Source organism: Halodesulfovibrio spirochaetisodalis (assembly GCF_001672295.1).
GTDB classification, from domain to species: domain Bacteria; phylum Desulfobacterota; class Desulfovibrionia; order Desulfovibrionales; family Desulfovibrionaceae; genus Halodesulfovibrio; species Halodesulfovibrio spirochaetisodalis.
In genome coordinates, this window is sequence record NZ_JXMS01000019.1 from 1 (window position 1) to 19,438 (window position 19,438).

The 19,438-nt window shown below is 46.3% G+C and carries 16 protein-coding genes; 8 read left to right on the top strand and 8 right to left on the bottom strand.

What is annotated here, in order from left to right; translation table 11 throughout:
* Positions 1–261: 261 nt before the first annotated feature.
* Together SP90_RS10895 and SP90_RS10900 are read right to left on the bottom strand one after the other, a co-directional pair.
* On the bottom strand, positions 262–1,296 hold the full coding sequence (locus SP90_RS10895; RefSeq protein ID WP_197498791.1) for a hypothetical protein: 1,035 nt from the start codon (positions 1,294–1,296) through the stop codon (positions 262–264).
* A 64-nt stretch (positions 1,297–1,360) separates the two neighbouring features.
* On the bottom strand, positions 1,361–2,767 hold the full coding sequence (locus SP90_RS10900) for an MBOAT family O-acyltransferase (protein WP_066855875.1): 1,407 nt from the start codon (positions 2,765–2,767) through the stop codon (positions 1,361–1,363).
* 834 nt (positions 2,768–3,601) lie between these two features.
* Between SP90_RS10900 and yajC the strand changes: the two genes are divergently transcribed.
* The 7 genes from yajC (at position 3,602) to SP90_RS10935 (ending at position 9,298) form a co-directional block, all read left to right on the top strand.
* A complete protein-coding gene (gene yajC, locus SP90_RS10905; RefSeq protein ID WP_066855878.1) occupies positions 3,602–3,958 on the top strand; it encodes a preprotein translocase subunit YajC in 357 nt (118 codons plus the stop codon).
* A gap of 113 nt (positions 3,959–4,071) precedes the next feature.
* Complete coding sequence (secD, locus tag SP90_RS10910; protein WP_066855881.1) at positions 4,072–5,667, top strand: protein translocase subunit SecD; 1,596 nt, start codon at positions 4,072–4,074, stop codon at positions 5,665–5,667.
* A gap of 11 nt (positions 5,668–5,678) precedes the next feature.
* Positions 5,679–6,764: a protein translocase subunit SecF gene (gene secF / locus SP90_RS10915; RefSeq protein ID WP_066855884.1), complete on the top strand. Its 1,086-nt coding sequence runs from the start codon at positions 5,679–5,681 to the stop codon at positions 6,762–6,764.
* 187 nt (positions 6,765–6,951) lie between these two features.
* Positions 6,952–7,266 carry a c-type cytochrome gene (locus tag SP90_RS10920; protein WP_066855887.1) on the top strand — a complete coding sequence of 105 codons (315 nt, stop codon included), beginning with the start codon at positions 6,952–6,954 and terminating at the stop codon, positions 7,264–7,266.
* A gap of 22 nt (positions 7,267–7,288) precedes the next feature.
* Positions 7,289–7,639: a hypothetical protein gene (locus tag SP90_RS10925; protein WP_157471251.1), complete on the top strand. Its 351-nt coding sequence runs from the start codon at positions 7,289–7,291 to the stop codon at positions 7,637–7,639.
* 325 nt (positions 7,640–7,964) lie between these two features.
* Positions 7,965–8,834 (top strand): UbiA family prenyltransferase, encoded by an 870-nt coding sequence (locus SP90_RS10930; protein WP_066855892.1) that lies wholly within the window; start codon positions 7,965–7,967, stop codon positions 8,832–8,834.
* Positions 8,835–8,854: 20 nt separating this feature from the next.
* Positions 8,855–9,298 carry a hypothetical protein gene (locus SP90_RS10935; protein ID WP_066855895.1) on the top strand — a complete coding sequence of 148 codons (444 nt, stop codon included), beginning with the start codon at positions 8,855–8,857 and terminating at the stop codon, positions 9,296–9,298.
* A gap of 129 nt (positions 9,299–9,427) precedes the next feature.
* On the opposite strand, the gene nadB is transcribed toward SP90_RS10935, so the two are convergent.
* From nadB to nadC, 3 genes are all read right to left on the bottom strand, one after another.
* Complete coding sequence (gene nadB / locus SP90_RS10940) at positions 9,428–11,011, bottom strand: L-aspartate oxidase (RefSeq protein ID WP_066855898.1); 1,584 nt, start codon at positions 11,009–11,011, stop codon at positions 9,428–9,430.
* 33 nt (positions 11,012–11,044) lie between these two features.
* Positions 11,045–12,079, bottom strand: a complete 1,035-nt coding sequence (nadA, locus tag SP90_RS10945; RefSeq protein WP_066855901.1) for a quinolinate synthase NadA — start codon at positions 12,077–12,079, stop codon at positions 11,045–11,047.
* Between the two features lie 253 nt (positions 12,080–12,332).
* Entirely contained in the window at positions 12,333–13,208 is an 876-nt protein-coding gene (nadC, locus tag SP90_RS10950; RefSeq protein WP_066855904.1) for a carboxylating nicotinate-nucleotide diphosphorylase, read from the bottom strand.
* Positions 13,209–13,368: 160 nt separating this feature from the next.
* Between nadC and mgtE the strand changes: the two genes are divergently transcribed.
* Entirely contained in the window at positions 13,369–14,751 is a 1,383-nt protein-coding gene (gene mgtE, locus SP90_RS10955; RefSeq protein WP_066855908.1) for a magnesium transporter, read from the top strand.
* Between the two features lie 330 nt (positions 14,752–15,081).
* Here mgtE and SP90_RS10960 read toward each other — a convergent pair whose 3' ends face one another.
* From SP90_RS10960 to SP90_RS10970, 3 genes are all read right to left on the bottom strand, one after another.
* Complete coding sequence (locus tag SP90_RS10960) at positions 15,082–17,520, bottom strand: methyl-accepting chemotaxis protein (RefSeq protein ID WP_066855911.1); 2,439 nt, start codon at positions 17,518–17,520, stop codon at positions 15,082–15,084.
* Positions 17,521–17,966: 446 nt separating this feature from the next.
* The gene (locus SP90_RS10965) at positions 17,967–18,548 is read right to left on the bottom strand and encodes a pentapeptide repeat-containing protein (protein ID WP_066855914.1); all 582 of its coding nucleotides are present in this window, start codon (positions 18,546–18,548) and stop codon (positions 17,967–17,969) included.
* Between the two features lie 129 nt (positions 18,549–18,677).
* A complete protein-coding gene (locus SP90_RS10970; protein WP_066855917.1) occupies positions 18,678–19,364 on the bottom strand; it encodes a queuosine precursor transporter in 687 nt (228 codons plus the stop codon).
* Positions 19,365–19,438 lie beyond the last annotated feature (74 nt).

Consider the following 19,438-nt stretch of genomic DNA (forward strand, 5'->3'; position numbering starts at 1 on the left):
TGAAGCATTCGGTAAGGATGCGGAAGAAGTGATGAAGGGCGAGTTTAAAAAAATTACGCCGTTCTCCCATCGTCCATACGGCAACATGTACGTGGGAACAAACTAGAATATCCATTCTATATTTGTCAGAAACGGCTCGGCTTGTTTCTCTCAATCTGAGGGAACTTCTCCTAAGCTTGACTGATAAACGACCGTAATTCGGGAAGCCCCCATGATTGGCATGGGGGCTTTTCTGTTGTCTGCAGTTTGAATTGGCGTTGCTTACTGTTTGGATTGCTTACTGTGTCCTTTGTTTTCCGCCTGTGCGGATGCAGCGCAAAATATGGCAATGTCCTGATCTGTGATTCCAAGATCAGCCAGTGTTGTCCGCTGGTAGGTGAGGACTTGTGCCAGTGCGTCATCAATGTTTTCGGGTACTATTCTGTATCGGTTTTCTGCAAAGGCAGTGACCATGGCAGAGTTCGCGGCTGCGTCATAATGCCCCACATCTTTGTAGCGTGAGATATCCATGGTTACAGAACGCATCTGGGTGAAGTCGAATAAACGCAGGTTTGGGTACGCCAGCAGTGTTGATAATGCCAGCAGCGCCCTGTGGTACTCATCTGCATGTCGGTTCAGGAACAATCCTGAGCGTGGCGGTGTGAAGACATAAAACGTTCTATCTGGATGGGCTGTAAGAACTTCTTCGAGTTTTGGAATGTTGTCCACTGTGTAGTCTACAGGCGGTATCTTTTCATCCATCAGCAGACAGGCGGAATCGAAGTAGCATTTGCGGCTAAAAAAACCGTTTGATTTGTAATAGCTATACCAGCTCCAGATGTCGTTTTCGTCTTTTGTTTGCGGGGTAAGCAGAAATCGTTTGCTGAAGTACGCTTTAAGGTCGTCCAGATCACTGTCGTTGTATAAAAATGCAGGGAACGTGTCAGGCAGTTCCGCATGGTGTTCTGACGCAAAAACGTGGCGGGGCAGGAGTCCCCAGAAGACAGTTTTAACCTGAGGGTTTCTTGAAAGCGTGTAGTTGAGGACAGTCAGCATTTCATTGAACTCAGCTCCACTGATGGAGAGGTTCATGGTGTCGACGCCGAGTTTTCTTCTCATCTCATCTGTTGAGAAGTTCTCAGAAAGCGATGTGCCGATGATGACTGCGTTGTATCGTCTGCCGAAGTTTTTGGCGATGGCGGCATTTTGAAACCGCTGTTGTGCCGTGCTGGGAAGTTGTCCGTCAGGAACAGTGCGGAAGAAAAGACAGATTGGGTCATGGATAACGAGTGCAGAGACAACAAGAATGCTCTGCATGAGAAAGCAGGTAAAGAGTATTTTTATATAGTTTCCTGCTGATACAGGAGATGTGAACAGTCGTTTAAAACTGGAAATAAAAGAATTCAGATACACGATTTTCCATCCAGATAATGAGCATGCAGGTGAAGAAAACAGCAACGCTTCCGGCGATTGCCCGGCCATATGTGAACACCGGTGTGTCGTCTTTTTTTGCAAAAACAATTTGTGTTGAGTTAGGCATAGTGCAGACCAGAACAACTGTGGCAAGACAGATGAGGAGTTCGTGGCGGACATGCACCCACCTTCCTATTCCATTACTCCCAAGTGCTGCACTGTAGATATTGAAGACCCCCTGCATATCGCTGGCAATGAATGCCACGCCGGAAAGGCAGAGAAAGGTGAAGGTGATGATCCACCCGAGCCATACCGGCAGTCTTGCGGAGTTCAGTCTTGCCCAGAAGCGGTTGATGCAAAGAGCTGCACCGTGGAGTCCTCCCCAGAAGATAAACATCCATCCGGCACCATGCCAAAGTCCACCGAGCAGGAAGGTGATAAGGATGTTGCCATACGCTCTTGGTGGGGAGCAGCGGCTTCCGCCAAGCGGGATGAACAGGTAGTCTCTTAGCCATACAGAAAGCGTAATATGCCAGCGTCTCCAGAAATCCTGAATTGAGGCCGCCTTGTACGGGCTGAAAAAGTTAATGGGGATGACGATGTTGAAGCAGAGTGCCGCACCGATTGCCATGTCTGAATATCCGCTGAAATCAAAATACACTTGCATGGTGTACGCCAGAATAGCGAGCCATGCGTCCAGAAAGCTTCGGGTAGCATGAAGTGCATAGTCGCCTGTAGCCCAAAGTTTAAATGTGTCTGCAAGGACAACCTTTTTGAATAATCCGATAATAAACAGGGTAGTGCCTGCCGCTATGTTTTCCAGCTTGATGACGCGGGAAAGGGATTTCTTGAACTGAGGAAGAATTCCTGCATGGTGCACAATAGGCCCCGCGATAAGTTGCGGGAAGAAAAGCACAAACAGGCAGTAATCAATAAAGTTATTGTCAGTAATTTTTCCTTGTTTCATGTCGACCTGATACGCAATCTGCTGAAAGGTAAAAAAGCTTATGGCAAGAGGGAGTTCTATTGTCTCGAGCTGCCATGAAACAGAAAACAGGCTTGTGTATGTATCAACGATGAAATTTGCATACTTATAGTATCCCAGTAGCCCGAGGTTAAACAGGATTGCACAGGGAAGACCGACTTTCGGGGATAATTTTTTTTGAGATTGGGCTGTGGCTATGAGGTAATTAGCCAGCACCGAAATGATAATTACAGGAAGATAGGTTATGTTCCAGTAACCATAAAAGAAAAGTGAAGCACCAATGAGCCAGAGCTTGGCATAGGTATTTGGAAAATATCTTCCCAGAATAAAATACCCGGCCAGTACCGTTGGAAAGAAAATAAAAAGAAATTCAAGCGAGTTAAATAGCATTGCATATCCTTGAAAGCTGCTTGCGTTCGGGAAGCGTAAGAACTGGATAAGTAAGCTTAGTAGTGAAATCAGAGTTTGTTGTGAGCAGTGTCAGCGATTGTGCTGACTTTTTCTGGCCAACCTCCTTTGATGGTCAAGGTTAAGATTTGGTAAAGATAATATTTAATAAATATAAAAATCAGCAAGTTGGGATTATTATCATTATGAAATCACAGAGGGGGACAGGACGGGGAGGGATGCTTTGAAGGACGAGATGAAGATGGGCAGCAATAAGAAAAGGTAGCATCTCAGAACGGTAGAGATGCTTCGCTGAGTATGATTTGGCGTGCTGGTATCAGAAAAAAGGTATGTACTGAAAAGACGATGCTATTGTGTTTTCTAAGCAAAATTAGACTGCTGGCTTACATTTCAATTTAGTATGGGCATGGCAATAGCGGTTGGTGTGCTACAGCACTGCAGTTATGTTCTTATGTGAAGTAATTCAGGCAGATTAATGAATGCAGAAAGCTCTTTTGAAACATTCCTGTAACATCTTTTCTGTAGGGCCAGTTTCGGACTATGGGGCAGGAATGCAGTGCGGATATGTGAGCATTTTGTTATTTTTATTAGAAATGCCGCCAGTTAAAAATCTTGCATGTTTTTTCACGAAAAGGTACTTGAGTCAGGTTTAAAGCTTTTTCTCATTACGAGTAAAAACAACAGCCGGTTCGGCTTTTAATGTTTACGGGTCGCATTATTTTTTATGAGTTTTCGATAATCATTTGATTTAATGGAAAACTCGGAGAGTATTTTTTTGCGGCGTTACGATTTTTTGATAACCGTTAAGGAGTTTCTATGTTCTTTCCAGAAGTAGCTTGGGCTATGGGCGCAGCAGGCGGTCAGGCAGGCCAGGAAGGTAACCCGATTGCGGCGTTCGTACCTCTTGCTTTGATGTTTGTTATTTTCTACTTCCTTCTTATTCGTCCTCAGCAAAAAAGAGCTAAAGAGCACAAAGCTCTGCTGGATAACTTGCAGGAAGGCCAGTCTGTTGTAACCGCCGGTGGTCTTATCGGTACCATCGTCGAGATCAAAGACGACATCATTTCTGTAGACCTTGGTGATACCACTGTTCGCGTTGGTCGTCAGTACATCTCCGGTCTTAAGACTTCTCCTGCTGCAGAGAAAAAAGCAAAAGACGGTAAAAAGAAATAATTTGTCCGGCAGGGGCACTGCACTCAGCCCCTGCCTGTTCAGCACAATTGTGTTGTTGTCCCGAGCGAGTATCGTATCGGGTTTTGCTGTTTGAATAGTATCAAGGAGTTATAATGAGAGAGGGGTTGCGATGGAGATTACTGGTCGCGATTTTTGTGCTCGCGGTAGGTGTTGTATATGCCCTGCCGAGCATTCCGGCGATCGGAACATCCCCAATCAAAAAATTCTTACCTGAAGAAAAGGTCAGCCTCGGCCTTGATCTGCAGGGTGGTATCCATCTTGTCCTCGGTGTAGATGTTGATAAGGCACTGTCCAATAACCTTTCCCTGATGGGGCAGGATATTCGTTCTGTAGCACGTGACGAGAAGATTTTTATCTTACAGCCGCGTGTTGCCCAGGGCGAAAAGCTTGAGTTCGTACTTCTCAAGTCTTCACAAAAAGAAGCTCTTGATGCTTTGTTGAAGAAAAGCTTTAACCGTTTGAATGCGGAATCTACCGTACTTGAAAACAAGAAAGTTCGTTACACACTGACATACACACCGGAATACAGAAAATACGTGGCTGATCTTACCTTGGATCAGGCTGTAAAAACTATCCGTAACCGTGTTGACCAGTTCGGTGTTGCCGAGCCGGATATCCGTAAGCAGCAGGGCTACCGCATTCAGGTTCAGCTCCCTGGTCTTAGCGATACCGAGCGTGCAATCAAGATTATTGGTAAAACCGCGCACCTTGAATTTAAAATGGTACGTGAGGGTGTGGACCCTGCAAAAGCTGCAAAAGGCATTGTGCCTCCGGGTACAGAAGCTGTGCAGGAGTTGCATCGTAACCCTGACGGAACCTACACTGAATCTGTGATAGTTCTTAACAAGAACGCAGCCCTCACAGGTGACACTATTTCTGATGCCCGCGTTGCATATGACAAGTTCAACAACCCGTACGTTGCAATTACGTTCAACAGCAGCGGTGCTCGTCGTTTTGAAGAGCTTACCGGCCAGAACGTAAAAAAACGTATGGCTATCGTGCTTGACGGTAAAGTGTACTCTGCACCGGTTATTCAGGAAAAAATTCGTGGCGGTCGTGCTTCCATCTCCGGTAGCTTCACAACAGAAGAAGCACACGACCTTGCTATCGTACTTCGTGCCGGTTCATTGCCAGCACCGGTAAAAATTCTTGAAGAACGTTCCGTAGGACCTTCTCTTGGTCAGGAATCTATTGATCAGGGCATCACAGCTACCCTCGTGGGCGGCGCACTGGTCATGATCTTTATGATGATTTACTACGGGTTCAGCGGTGTTATCGCTAACCTCGTTCTGTTCATGAACATCATTTTTATTATTGCTGGTCTTGCAGCTTTTGGTGCAACCCTTACTTTGCCGGGTATTGCGGGTATCATCCTTACTCTTGGTATGGCTGTTGATGCTAACGTAATTATCTTTGAGCGTATCCGCGAAGAAGTTCGTCGCGGCCTTACTCCGCTCAAGGCTGTTGAAGAAGGTTTCTCCAGCGCTACACTGACAATTTTTGACGCAAACGTAACTACATTGCTTGCGGCAATCATTTTGTACCAGTTCGGCACAGGCCCAATTCGTGGTTTTGCGGTAACGCTTAGCCTCGGTATTCTGGCTTCCATGTTCACAGCTATCTTCTGCGCACGCATTATCTTTGGTCTCTGGATCAATGGTAAACCGGGCAGAAAGCTCAGCATATAAGGAGATAGATCATGGGTCTGAGCATTATTAAACCAGATAGCAAGATTGATTTTATCGGCCTGCGCAAGATTACTCTTGTGCTGTCTCTTGCCGTTATCCTTCTTGGCTTGGCTTCCCTTGTACTCAAGGGTGGGCCTAAATACGGTATTGACTTCTCCGGTGGTATGCTTGCACAGGTTCGCTTTGAACAGGCTGTAGCTCCGCAGGAGATTAAAGACAGCCTTGCAAGCGCCAAGCTTGAAGGTCTTTCCGTACAGCGTTTCGGCGAAGGCGATGCTGAATACCTCTTGCGTATCTCTTCTGCCGGTGAAAGCGGTCAGCGTCTTCCTGAGATTCTCAAAGCGCAGTTCGGTCAGAACCTGCCGAACAATCCGTTCACTATTGAACGTCTCGATATGGTTGGCCCTAAAATCGGTGCTGACCTTCGTTCCGCTGCGCTTGAAGCGTTGTACTTTGCAGTACTGCTGATTGCGATTTACATTTCCGGTCGATTCGAGCAACGCTGGTTCACAGCGGGGATCATGGCTGCCGGTCTTGCATCCGGTATGTACCTGCTTGATCTTATGGGTGCGCCAAAGCAGATGCAGGTTCTTATTGCTATGCTGCTTACTCTCGGCATCTGCTGGAAACTTAAGCTGAACTATGCGCTTGGTGCTGTTGTTGCTCTTATTCACGACGTGTTCATTACAATTGGTATCCTTTCCATCCTCGGCAAAGAGTTTGACCTTACTATTGTAGCAGCATTGCTCACCATCGTAGGTTACTCCTTGAACGATACCATCATTGTATTTGACCGTATCCGTGAAAATATCTACCAGCGCACAGCGCCGACGTACGGCGAAGTAATTAACAAGGCTGTAAACCAGACCTTGAGCCGTACATTGCTTACATCCTGTACTACATTGCTGGTACTGGTTTCTCTCTTCTTCTTCGGTGGCGGAATCATCCATGACTTCGCACTGACTCTCCTTGTCGGTGTTTCCGTGGGTACATATTCCTCCATCTTCGTTGCGAGCCCTGTGCTTTACGCATTCAGCCCGAACGAAATCCCAGAGCCGGAAGTGGAGTCCCACAACCATGCAGACGGTACTGTGTAAGTACGTATCTGATACGCCCGTATATAAAACGCCCGCCTTTTTGGTGGGCGTTTTTTTTTGTGCAGAAGGGGATGGGAGAATATTTGCGAGGCTAAAGAACTATCAACAAGCGTTGTATTGATCTTTTTTGTTAGATGGTGGTATGTTAGGGGCTATCTCTCTCTTTTTTGAATATACGGAGGATTTGATGAAGAAAGCGGCAGTCTTTTTTGTAATGCTTTTGGTACTAGTGGTCTGTGGCTCGATCGGGACAGCACAGGAAATTGATGGGAAGATATTGTACCAGCCATGTGCAGGTTGCCACGGCGAAACAGGTGAAACAATGGCACTGGGAAGCAGCGCGAAGCTTAAAGGGCAGACAGCGGATCAGATCCTCAAGAAATTAAATGGGTATGCAGATGGTACCTATGGCGGTTCAAAAAAGAATATCATGACGAGCATCATAAAACGGATGAGTGAAGAAGCCAGAGTAAAAGTGTCAGAATATATCAGCACATTCTAATGACCTACTATGGAGAGGTACCGTGCCTATAGTAACTCAACGCGCTTTATTGTCGTTACTACGCTTTGCAGGAGCATTGCTTGTGCTGGGATTGCTTTTGATTAGCTTCTCTGGTGGTGAGAACTTTATGCAATCTTCAGAGCGTAGTTCCAATCGCTCGACACATAAAGATTTTCAGCACTCAAAACAGGCGTCACCTGACCACCTGCAACAAGGTACATCGTCCACCATGCAGAAAAAAGAATCCGGACACGATATGAGCACTACGCATGGTGATATGTCTACAACACAGCACGAGGAAACAATACTGCAGGACGGTGCTGTTGATCATTCAGAATCGTTACGTACCACTCCGGAGCCTGTTGCCAAATAGATGAAGTGCGATAGGTGGGGTGTTCTCACTGTCATGACAGGCTGGTAGCTAAAAAGTGGATTATTCTTTCGTGATTTTGATTCTTTTTTTGTATAGCGTGTAAGAAATACCCCGAAAAAAATAATGCTATTAAGTAGAACTGTCGATAGGCCTATAAGGTTTGCTACAGCTTTGGGGGACTGTTTTCGTGATTTGCGAGTTGCTACCGCGTTGCACGGGGGATTTGTTGCAACAGTTGGTGATTCTCGCTTATCTGGTTGGGAAAGCAGTGTGTCCAGAGTTGAGGCGTTAACATAGCGGCAACCGATTATGGGGGGATTGGCGCATGAATGTCTACAGATTAGAAGCAAAGACCGATTTGCGTAGAGCAGCACTAAGCTTGTCTGCTCTGGCTCGTGTGCGTGTTTCTGCTACGGTCGCAGTACTTTCAATGCTCGGGTTTTTTTTATACCGGCCGGAAATTACGGGCGCTGTTTTTGCAACCGGGTTAGGCAGTTTTTTTCTTTGTGCCGGATGCTGTGCCCTTAATCAGGTGCAGGAAAAACGTACAGACGGGTACTTTTCCCGCACGGTAATGCGCCCGCTTCCACAAGGTCGCATCAGCTCTAAAATGGCTGCTCTGACGGCTGTTCTGTGGATAGGGCTTGCAGTCAGTTTATATTCTATGACCGGCTCAAGTCAGGCACTCATTATGGCGTTAGTGGTGGTGGCTGTTTTTAACGGCCTGTACACCGGACTTAAGCGCCGTACCCCGTACGCCCTGTTTGTGGGTGGTGTTGCCGGCGCCATGCCTCCGCTTATTGGTTGGATTGCAGCAGGCGGCAGCATGTACGACCCTCTCATTCTAAGTAACTGCGTCATGTGGTATCTGGTGCAGATTCCCCATTTATGGATTCGTGTTTACAAGCACAAAGAAGAGTATATTTCACGTTTCAGTCCGGTGCCTGTGAGTTACTTTATGCTTGCACACCATACTGCATTTATGCGCTTCTGGTATTTTGCATATGTATGCAGCATCATGATGTTTGCTCTCGTATGTACCTGGCAGCTTGGTGTGTCTTCACTGGTGGGCACGTTATTGGGGTGTGTGCTGCTGTTCGGTAGCATTCTTCCAATAGCCAAACTTGCTTCAGCGTATCTTTTCGATGCGATATCAGTCTGCATCTTAGTTGGAGCAGTGTTGATACAGCTCTAACCCCTTCAGGAGCACCCTAAATGATTCAGGAAGCCAAACTGCATTTATACATTCACCCGCTGATTCAGGTAGTGGGAATGGTGTTTGGCTACAGTGCGCTCTACTGGGGGATAAAGCGTTTTTTGATGGCACATAACAGCATGAGCCATTCCTTTCCGTGGAAAAAGCATGTCTTGTATGGAAAGGTGGCAATTGTGCTTTGGCTGGTGGGCATCATTGTGGGTGTGCACTTCACCGTGGCGGAGTGGAGTTTTTATCATCTTACCGGTGAGCATTTTTACGTAGGTATGGCTGCTATACCATTTCTTTTTGCAACGCTCGGAACCGGCTACTGGCTGGAATTATATAAAAAGAAGCGTACCTATTTATGCGTGTTTCATGGAGTGCTAGGGCTTGTTCTGTGTGCTCTGACGGTTATTCAGGTTATCACAGGTGTGCAGGTTTTTATGTTGTTTGTCTGGTAAGACAGGTTCTGACTAGTTTGAGAATAAAAAAGTCAGATGTAGACATGAAAAATTCAAGGTCTACATCTGACTTTTTCTATTTCAATCACTGAAAGATTGCCTTTGCAGGCAATGAAAATAGAGGCAGATCTAATCTGCTCTGTAATGACAGCCTATGCTTGTTGTATTTCGTTTCGCTGCCATCGTGATGATGTACGCAGTGAGGCAGCCGTGGAAAAGATCAATAAGCCGTTTTGAGAGCGGGGTGCTTTTGTAAAACGTGTGCAGGTGCTTGGACAGGTCGCGCATGTCTTCATGAGCACGGGCGAGACGCTGTGATGTTCGGGTTATTCCGACGTAGTTCCACATGGTGTTGCGGATTCTGCTCCAATCCTGCGCAATGAGAGCCGGATCGTCATTGTGGTCATCACCCAGCGGCATCCAGTCTGGTACAACGCTTCGCAGTTCTTCTGTAATAGGAAGGTGCGCACGTTGCTTGATGTGCTTTGCAGCGGTATCTGCCCATACAAGCGCTTCAAGCAAAGAAGTGGATGCAAGACGGTTTGCACCGTGTACACCAGTGCAGCTGCATTCACCAACCGCATAAAGACGTGCAACAGTTGTTCTTCCGTGTTCGTTAACAAGGATACCACCACAGCTGTAGTGAGCTGCAGGAACAACCGGTACCGGTTCTTTACGGATATCGATACCGAGCTCAAGGCAGCGTTTGAAAATAGTCGGGAAGCGGTTTGCAAGATCATGCTTCATTTCTGAAGTATCAAGGTAGACGCAATCATCGTCATTCTTGAGCATCTCATCCACGATAGATCGGGCAACAATGTCACGCGGGGCTAAGTCTGCGCGTTTGTCATATCCCGGCATGAAGTACTCACCCTTGGAGTTCATCAGCTTTGCACCTTCTCCGCGCATGGCTTCCGTAATCAGGAACTTCTGACCGGAGTGGTGGTGGAACGCTGTAGGGTGGAACTGGACAAATTCCATGTTGTGCACTGTGGCACCAGCACGGAACCCCATAGCTACACCGGAACCGATGGAGCCGTGGGGGTTGGTGGTGTGCAGGTAAATCTGACCGATGCCGCCTGTGGCAACAATGGTGTAGTCTGCAAACATGGTCTCAACGCGCTCTTCTTCTTCATTGAAGACATAGGCACCGAGGCATTCATTTTCCAGTTCATACTGAAACTGTGGATTTTCTGCGTGGTGATGGCTTGTGAGCAGGTCGATTGCTGTTCTGTTCTTCAATACAGTTATGTTTGGATGCAGTGTGATCTCACGAATCAAACCATCCATAATTGCACGACCGGTATAGTCTGCACAGTGGAGAATGCGCGGTGCTTCGTGACCGCCTTCTCTGGTCAGATCCCATTCACATTCGGAAGGGGCTTTTTGTCTGGCAAATGGAATACCGAGACGTTTAACCAGAATATCCTCCACAGCGTGCGGGCCTTTGGTGGCAATGCCGTGAACAGCTTTTACAGAGTTAAAGTTGTGTCCGGCAATTAAAATATCTTTTTCCAGCTGCTTGTGGTCGTTATCATCAGCTTTAAAAACGATACCACCTTGAGCAAGAGCAGAGTTGCCGTGATCCAGAGAAGAACTGCTTGTAATCAGTGTACATTGTACACCTTCGTCAGCAAGGCGCAGGGCAGCGGTGCAACCGGCAATGCCGGAACCGATGACGAGCACTGTTGTGTAATGACGGTTATCACTCATTACAACATCCTGTTTAGCTTAAGAAAAAAATAACTAAGCGCAGGCGATCAGCATACGTTCCAATGCGATTTTTGCGTCCTCTACAAGACCCTCAGGAATCGTGACAGGCTTGGCTGTTCCGTCCGCAATAGCTTCTAATGTGTTAAGCAGTTTGGGTTCGGTTACAAGTGCCATATGAGAACAGGTAGATTCCAATAACGGGAAGATGTTTTTTGACCCTTCATATTTTTCAGCAAGGCGCTCAACAAGGTTGAGTTCGGTGCCGATGGCAATGTTAGAGCCTTCCGGTGCTGCTTCAACATACTTAATAATAAAGGATGTTGAGCCTGCAGCGTCTGCTTGATCGATAACATCAGGAGCAGCTTCGGGATGGATAACAATCTTCACATCAGGGTATTTGGCGCGTGCTGAAGCAATTTGACGCTCATTAAAACGAGCGTGGATGGCACAGCAGCCAGGCCACATGATAAGCTCAGCCTGTTTAACGGCTTCCATATCAATCTGGGAACCGTCACCTCTGATATTTAAAATGTGCCATTTCTCTTCAGGGATACCGATAGTTTTTGCAGTGTTACGTGCAAGGTTTTTATCCGGCAGGAAGAGAACGCTGTCGCCGCGCTCCATAGCCCAGCGCACCATTTTTTCTGCGTTGGCAGAAGTGCACACAGAACCGCCATGTTTGCCGCAGACTGCCTTAACAGCTACGGAAGAGTTAACGTATGTAAGCGGAACAATGTTGCGGCCGGATTCTTTGATGCGGGTGAGTACCTTATCTACAAGTACGTATGGCGCCATCTGCGACATAACACAATTTGCATCATCTTCCGGCAAATATACGTGCTGACCCTCGCGGGCAAGCAGTGCTGCTGATTCGCCCATGAAGTACACACCGCAAAAAACAATGTGTTTGGCATCAACAGTTGTCACTTTACGAGCAAGTTCGAGAGAATCGCCTGTTAAATCAACATGGCGTATTACTGCATCATTCTGGTAGTGATGACCCATAATAATCAGGTCATCGCCAAGTTTTTTACGTAACGCTGTAATTTTATCTTGATACTGGTTCATTATATTCTCCAAATTCAGATTGCCGACAATCTAAGATATTGCTGTGCAGTGCACGGACATCCGGTACGTGTGTCAGGATAAGTCTCCCGCCGGATGAATACGGCGCGTATTTTAAAAAAAATCCAAACTCCCGCATACAGGCTGTACGCGAAGACTCTGGTTTTTAAGTGCCGCTACACGGTTATGTACGTAAGGCTGGCTTACGGGTAAAAGGCGCAATAATCAGCGTTGCCTCAACCTGTCTGAAAAAGACTTATTCGCTGACGAGCATACTGAAATCTGCAATCGGTGCAGAGTGAGTCAGTCTGCCTACTGAAATGTAATCCGGTCCAAGGTCAGACGCAAGAGCAAGACTGCGAATAGTTTCGAGTGTTACTCCGCCACTTACTTCTGTTTCAATTGATTCAGGAATAATTTCAAGTGCTTCCTGAATGGCTGGAATGTCCATGTTGTCTAACATAATTCTGTCAGCTTTGCACGCAACAGCCTCGTGAACCTCGTCCATGGTGCGACATTCTACTTCGACCGGCGGACATGGAGAATAGGTGGCGCGGAGCTTGGTTACTGCAGCTGTCATGTTGCCTGCAAGGTCAATGTGGTTGTCCTTGAGCATAAGAATTTCTGTCAGGTTTTTACGATGGTTCTGCCCGCCACCCATAAGAACAGCATATTTTTCAGGATATCGGAGACAAGGCAGCGTTTTGCGTGTATCCAAAAGTGCCGTGCCGGAACCTTCCAGCTGATCGACATACTGCTTTGTCAGGTTCGCAATACCGGAAAGATGTGTTATAAAGTTAAGTATGATACGTTCCGCTTTTAGCAGATGACTCGCATCAGCCTTAATAGTCGCGACTACGGTTCGGTCTGGAACAAGCGCGCCTTCTTCCGTAAGGGGAGTCCATGACCAAGGTGTATCAGCACAGGCGTCCATAATGAGCGGAATTAGTGGAAGACCGATAACTAGTGTATCTTCTTTGCTGATAATCTTTGCAGATAACTCGTGTCCCGGAGGGAAGATGCCTTCCGAAGTAAGGTCCGGCCCATCTTCATCAAGTGCAAGATTAATGGCACTGAGCAAGTGGGTACGGGCGTTACCCTGAAAAAATGAGTCAAATTTTTCTGTATGCATGGATTGTGTTATTGACCCTCTTAATGGTAGAGGCACAAAGCCGGGAGGTTGGGGGTCGTTCCAACCCTCTTAGGCGGTGTTTAGGTGGCTGCGACAGTTTCGTCAAGCGGTCTTGACAAATGATAATTTTCACACGCTCATTGGGCTCAGGTGGTTGAGCATGACTGTTAGAAAAAAGCAGCATAACAAAGAAGAAGACGCAAAAAAAGCTTCAGAACAAAATAAGGCGGTTACATCCGATAATCGCTGCCGTGACGAAGTTCAGTCTATCCGTACAGGTGAGTTTGCTCACCCTGCGGATGCTGCAGACCATATAGAAAATCTCTCCATTGAAAAGCAGGTATGCATGATGGAGCATCTGTCTACGGAAGATGCTGCTGAAACACTTGCTGAAATGGAAGATCGTGCCCAGACGGATATTATCGAGAACCTTGATGTTGATGTTGCTGTCCGCATTCTTTCCGAAATGTCGCCGGATGACGCAACAGACGTTCTTGATGAACTTGATGAAGAGCACAGGGACGTTCTGCTTGAACGGCTGGAAGCTGATGATGCGGAAGAAATCCGCAGTCTGTTAGCATTTGATCCTGATACCGCTGGTGGTATCATGAATACTGAGATCATCATTCTCAATCAGGATCTTACAGCAGATCAGGCCATCATGCATATCCGCCGCGAGATGGAAGACAAAGAAATCCCATACTACGCATATATCGTTGATGCTGCTGAGCGACTTGTGGGTGTGCTTTCATTGCGTAACCTTCTCTTGTGCCGACCGGGTACAGTGCTTCATGAAAAGCTTTCCGATCAAAGTCTTATTTCAGTAGTCTTTGATGAAGATAAAGAAAACGTAGCGCATATTCTTTCCCGCTACAATTTTATGGCGTTGCCTGTTGTGGATTATGAAGGACGTTTGTTGGGTGTTGTAACCTATGACGACGTCATCGATATTATCCATGAAGAAGCAACGGAAGATATGCTCGGCATGGTAGGTGCGGGTCAGGATGAAACCGTGGATACTCCGTGGTTGGAATCCGTAAAGGTTCGTCTGCCGTGGCTGTTCATCAATATGCTTAACTCAAGCATATCGGCCTATGTGGTGTTCCTGTTTGAAGGGTCGATTGCCCAGATGGCTATTCTGGCTGTACTTATGCCGATTGTAGCTAACCAGGCGGGAAACACAGGACAACAGGCACTTGCTGTTATGATTCGTCAGCTTGCTGTAGAGCGGTTTGATAGACTGAAAAGCTGGAAGGCAGTACTGCGTGAGGCTAAAGTTGGAGCGTTAACCGGATTGATAGTCAGCATGCTTGTTATGCTGGGAGTCTTTTTGTTTACGCAGAATTTGCTCCTTGCACAGGTCATGGCGTCGGCTTTGGCGCTGGACATGTTGCTGGGGGCGCTTGCCGGTGCATCGATCCCGTTGATTCTTAAAGAACTGGGTCGAGACCCTGCTCAGGCATCGAGCATATTCTTAACAACGCTTACGGATGGATTTGGTTTCCTTATCTTCCTTGGGCTTGCAACGTTGTTCCTCTTATAACACGACATAAAAAACTCCTCGATGTGTATCGGGGAGTTTTTTTATTGGTAATATTTTTGGGTGCTTCGGTTGTTAACGCATTGTTCCAGACCAGCAGGCGGGCTCTGCCCCCTGCACCCCCGCAAGGGGACGCGTCCCCTTGACCCCGATTATACGCGGATTGAGTACGGACAACTATGAGGACTAACGCCCCGTTGAGCTGTTTTTCTGTAGCAAAAAAGGCTGCCCTTCATCTGAAGGGCAGCCTTATGTATTGGACAGGTAGTGGTGCGTAAGCCATAAGCTTGCTTGGGAAACAAGCTGGCATTCCGACTGATATTTGCAGAATAACTAAGCAGTCGTCATTTCTTCAACCAGTTCGTGCAGCTCGTTGGACATGGCTGCAATTTCCTGAATAGAAACAGCAGACTCGTTGATACCGTCAGACGACTTCTGCACTGTGCTGGCAACTTCCTCAACTGAGCGGGAGATCTGTTCAGATACTGCGGACTGTTCTTCGGAAGCAGTAGCAATTTCACCCACCTGAGTGGAGTTTTCCTCAATAAGCTGCATTATGATTCGCAGAGATTTTTCTGATTCTTCTGCAAGTGCGTTTGCCTTTTCAACTGTCTGTGCAGAGTAACTTACTGTTTCGAAGTTTTGATGCGCAGCTGATTGAATAGTGTTAACGCTTTTGCTTACCTCTTCGGTCGCTTGCATTGTTTTTTCAGCGAGTTTGCGGACTTCGTCTGCAACGACTGCAAAGCCGCGTCCTGCATCACCTGCGCGGGCGGCTTCAATAGCAGCGTTTAATGCCAGCAGGTTTGTCTGGTCAGCAATATCTGAAATAACATTCATGATAGAGCCGATGGAATCAACATGCTTGCTCAATTCGGTTGTGTTCTGCTGTAACTCTTTGGTTGTATTACTTACTTCTGTGATGGACTGAACAGAATTGAATACGACGTCAGAGCAGCTCGCTGATTCCTGTTTTGCTTTTTGCGCGTTGGTGTGCGCTTTTGAAGCATTCATGGCAACTTCGGAAACAGAGACGTTCATCTGTTCCATTGCGGTAGATGTTTCTGCTGTACGTTGGTTTTGAACCTCTACGCCAGAGCGAACATCTTTGAAGTTTTCAGCCAGGTTACTACTGTTTGCTTTAAGGCGTTCTGAGATAATTTCAATGTTGTGTGCTGCTGTTTCAATTCGGCGTTGCGCACTGCGAATTTCTGTCTGATCAATAATGATTTGCATAACACCGACAGTTTGTCCGTCTTGAATGACCGGAACACCAATGTAGTCAATGTCGAGAACGGCATCGGTTGTTTTTGCGGTGGTAGAGGCACGCTGTGTTGTTCCGGTTTGGATGGCTTTAGCGCAAGCACACTTGTTGGTCTGGAAATCTTCACGATCAACAAGGTTCGCTGCCGGTTTGCCGGTACATTCTGCCAGTGAACTGCCGGTCAGAGAGAGGGCTAAGTTGTTTGCAAACAGAATGTTAAGTGACGTGTCTAGTGTAAAAACCGGAAGCGGCAATGAGTCAATAAAGTGTGTAAAGACTTCTGCCATATTGTTTGCGTTGTCCAGCACGGTACGGTAGCCGCCTACAAGATGGCTTGAGTCACTGCGGGCAGTAATGTTGCCGTTTCCAACGGAAGATACAAGTGTATCCAGCTCTTGCTCCATGCTGTAAACAGCATTTCCCATTTTTGACAGCGCAGTGGCGATGGCACCAAGTTCGTTGTCTTCATTTACAGTAATTCTTGCAGAAAGATCACCTTTGCTGAGTGAGGTTGCAAAAGAGTGAATTTTACGAAGCGGCGCAGTTATGGACTGTGATGTAAGGAAGGAGAGCAGTAGAGTGATGAGTAGGGTTGCGGCGGAGATTGTCAACAGGCTGCTTAAGGAAGCCTCGTTGTTCGCTTGCATTTTTGGCCCGAGAATGTCCTGATCGGCCATTACGGACAATTTTACTTTTTCGATATGTGAGGCTGCAAGTTTTCCTAGCTCATTAATCTCAGTGCTGTGCTTACGTAGTTCCATTGTGGTTGCATAAAGCAGCTCTACAAAGTGCTTGTACTGCCCCAGGAGAGACAGGCAAGTGTTGTACGTGCTGCGTTCTGTGGAGCTGTACAGGTAGCGCTCTGCACCTTTGAGTTGATTCTGTGCCTTCTTCATCAGCTTTTCAAGATGCGCCTTGTTCAGATTTACTGTTGGCGCATACAGGGCGGTGAGAATACTCATACGCGCCTGAGTGAAAGCTATGCTGCTGTTGGAAAGGGCTTGCGCAAATTGCGGGTTTGTTCTGCTAGTATACGAAATAGCATCGTTGAGCGCGTTATCGAGCTTTACCGTAATGTTTACTGCGTCAGACCGTTCTTGAAGAGCCTTATTGTTCAAGTCACGATATTCAGCAAATTTTGAAACAATCCCTAATGCTTCTTGCTCAACAAGGTCGACAAGTTCAGCCCGTTTAGGGTTGTTAATTTCTTTTTGCGCGGTCTTAAGAAATTGAAGGATTTTACCTTCACGATCTTGATATTCAGCAAGTGCGTCCTGTTTTCCGTATTGAATATATTCTTTTGCAGCGAGGTTCATAAGCAAAATATTTGCCTGAAGTCTTCCTGCAAGATTTGTATCACGTGCTAACTCTCGGTATGATACAAAACCATCTTTATTGCTTTGTACATTGAATATTACTTGTGCTGATAATACAGCCATTGCAAGTAAAATAAGAGAAAATCCGCCCCAAATTTTGACTGTAACACGTAAGTTTCTAAAAAACTGCATGCTCTCTCTCATGAAGTTATAAGATGATACTACCCTTAGGTGATGTTACACATGGCATTAGAATACAAAGTTTAGTGAACACCGTTCCTTTCTTTAGCCCGAAGCATGTGCGTGCGTTAGTGATTCCCCTTACTTTCCGACCAATGTAGGTGACGAAAAAAATCAGCAGTATGCTTTCTAAGAAAAAGCAAGTGCATGCACGTCCTATGTATCGGCATGGCATTGGGTTTTCTTTATGTAAATTGTAAAAAAAGTGAATACAATTTGGATGAGAGTCTATGCTTATTTTTACTTCACAATGGCGTTTAGAAAGGAATAAAATGTGATTTTGCTTTGTATGTACACAGTAGTGCAGTGTTTAGGTAAGCTTGAGTGAAGATTACTAGATGCTGTGCTGTGGGTGTGCCGTTAGAATGTATTGTGAAATGTTGTTAAGGCGCTGTGAGTTAGATTAGAGTAATATCAAAATTCTGTAGCAAGGATGTTGCTTCGGGGAGTGAGAACTTGGCTTGTGTAATCGTGTTGATAGCAGTGTTGATTGTGTAATTGTATGCTGTTGAAAAATCAGCACGGGTGAGATTGCTGCGGGTGAACAGGCAATTTTTGAGGTCGCAGTCGTCAAATGTAGCCTGAGACAGGTTGCAGTTATCAAAAGAGGCACTGTTGAATGTGCAGCCTGCGAAGCTGAAGAGCTGGAGGTTCATGTCCGGGAAAACAGCGTTATCAAGAATGCATTCGTCAAATTCAGCTTTGAAGAGACCTTTGAGGCTTCCCCAGTTACTTCCTATGAGCTTGCAGTCACTGAATTTGGAATCAAAAATGTGGGTTCCCTCAAGCTTAACTAGAGACATGTTGCAATTTTTAAATTCGCAGTTGTCAAAAGAGCTGTGGCTGAGGTCAGTGTACTGGAACGAGCAACGCTCGAAGGTGCAATTGTAGAATGAGATGTCGCGGATTGCTTCATCGGAAAAATCAATCTGCGAAAAATCCTGATCTTCGTATTCATCATCAGTAAAGTAATTGCTCATTGTTCCTCTCTAACGAATATACTTGGTATACAGCATACCAATATTATGACAGATGGCTGCGGTTGTGCCTATAAAAAAACTCCCCTGTTTGCTTGGCAGGGGAGTTTTTGTGTTCATGAATGGAAATTCTTAATGAGCGTGTTCTGGAAGCATGGAGTGTACGCGTTTAGCAAGGTAGATAAACGGGGTGTCCAGTACAGAAACAAACGCTTTAAAAAGAACTGTGGTAATCATGATTTCAACCAGAACCGCTGTCGGGAAAACACCATAGAAAGCGATCAGGCAGAATATTCCAGAATCAATAACGTGGGATGCCAGTGTGGAGGCGTTGTTGCGTAACCACAGCATCTTGCCGTTAGTTTTTGCTTTCCAGAAATGGAATGCCCATACATCATGTGTTTGTGATGCAAGGTAGGCAAGCATAGAGGCGACAGCAACACGTGGCAGGAAACCAAAAATTGCTTCCAGATGTGGCTGTGCAAAGTCGTCCGCAGCAGGTGAGAAATGCAGAGCAACCTGCATATATACTGTCATAAGGACGAGGGTGATGAAGCCGAGTAAAACACCTTTTTGTGCTTCGCGTTTTCCATAGAATTCGCTCAGCATGTCCGTAGCCAGAAAAACACCGGCATACAGGATGTTACCAAGGGTTGTAGTGAGACCAAACAGCTCGACTGTTTTGAGAACCTGAAGGTTACATAAAAGAAGGTTGAAGACAATAACGGCAAACAGGCCGATCCTGCCAAAGAACCTGTAGAGCATCAGTGCAATACAGAGATCTGTAATTGCGAAGCTAATCCATAATACTTCGTTCACGACGAATACTCCTTGAAGCGATTGAAACCGGGAAAACAGCCCGATTTGTCGGCTTCGTAAATAGGCTCAAATCG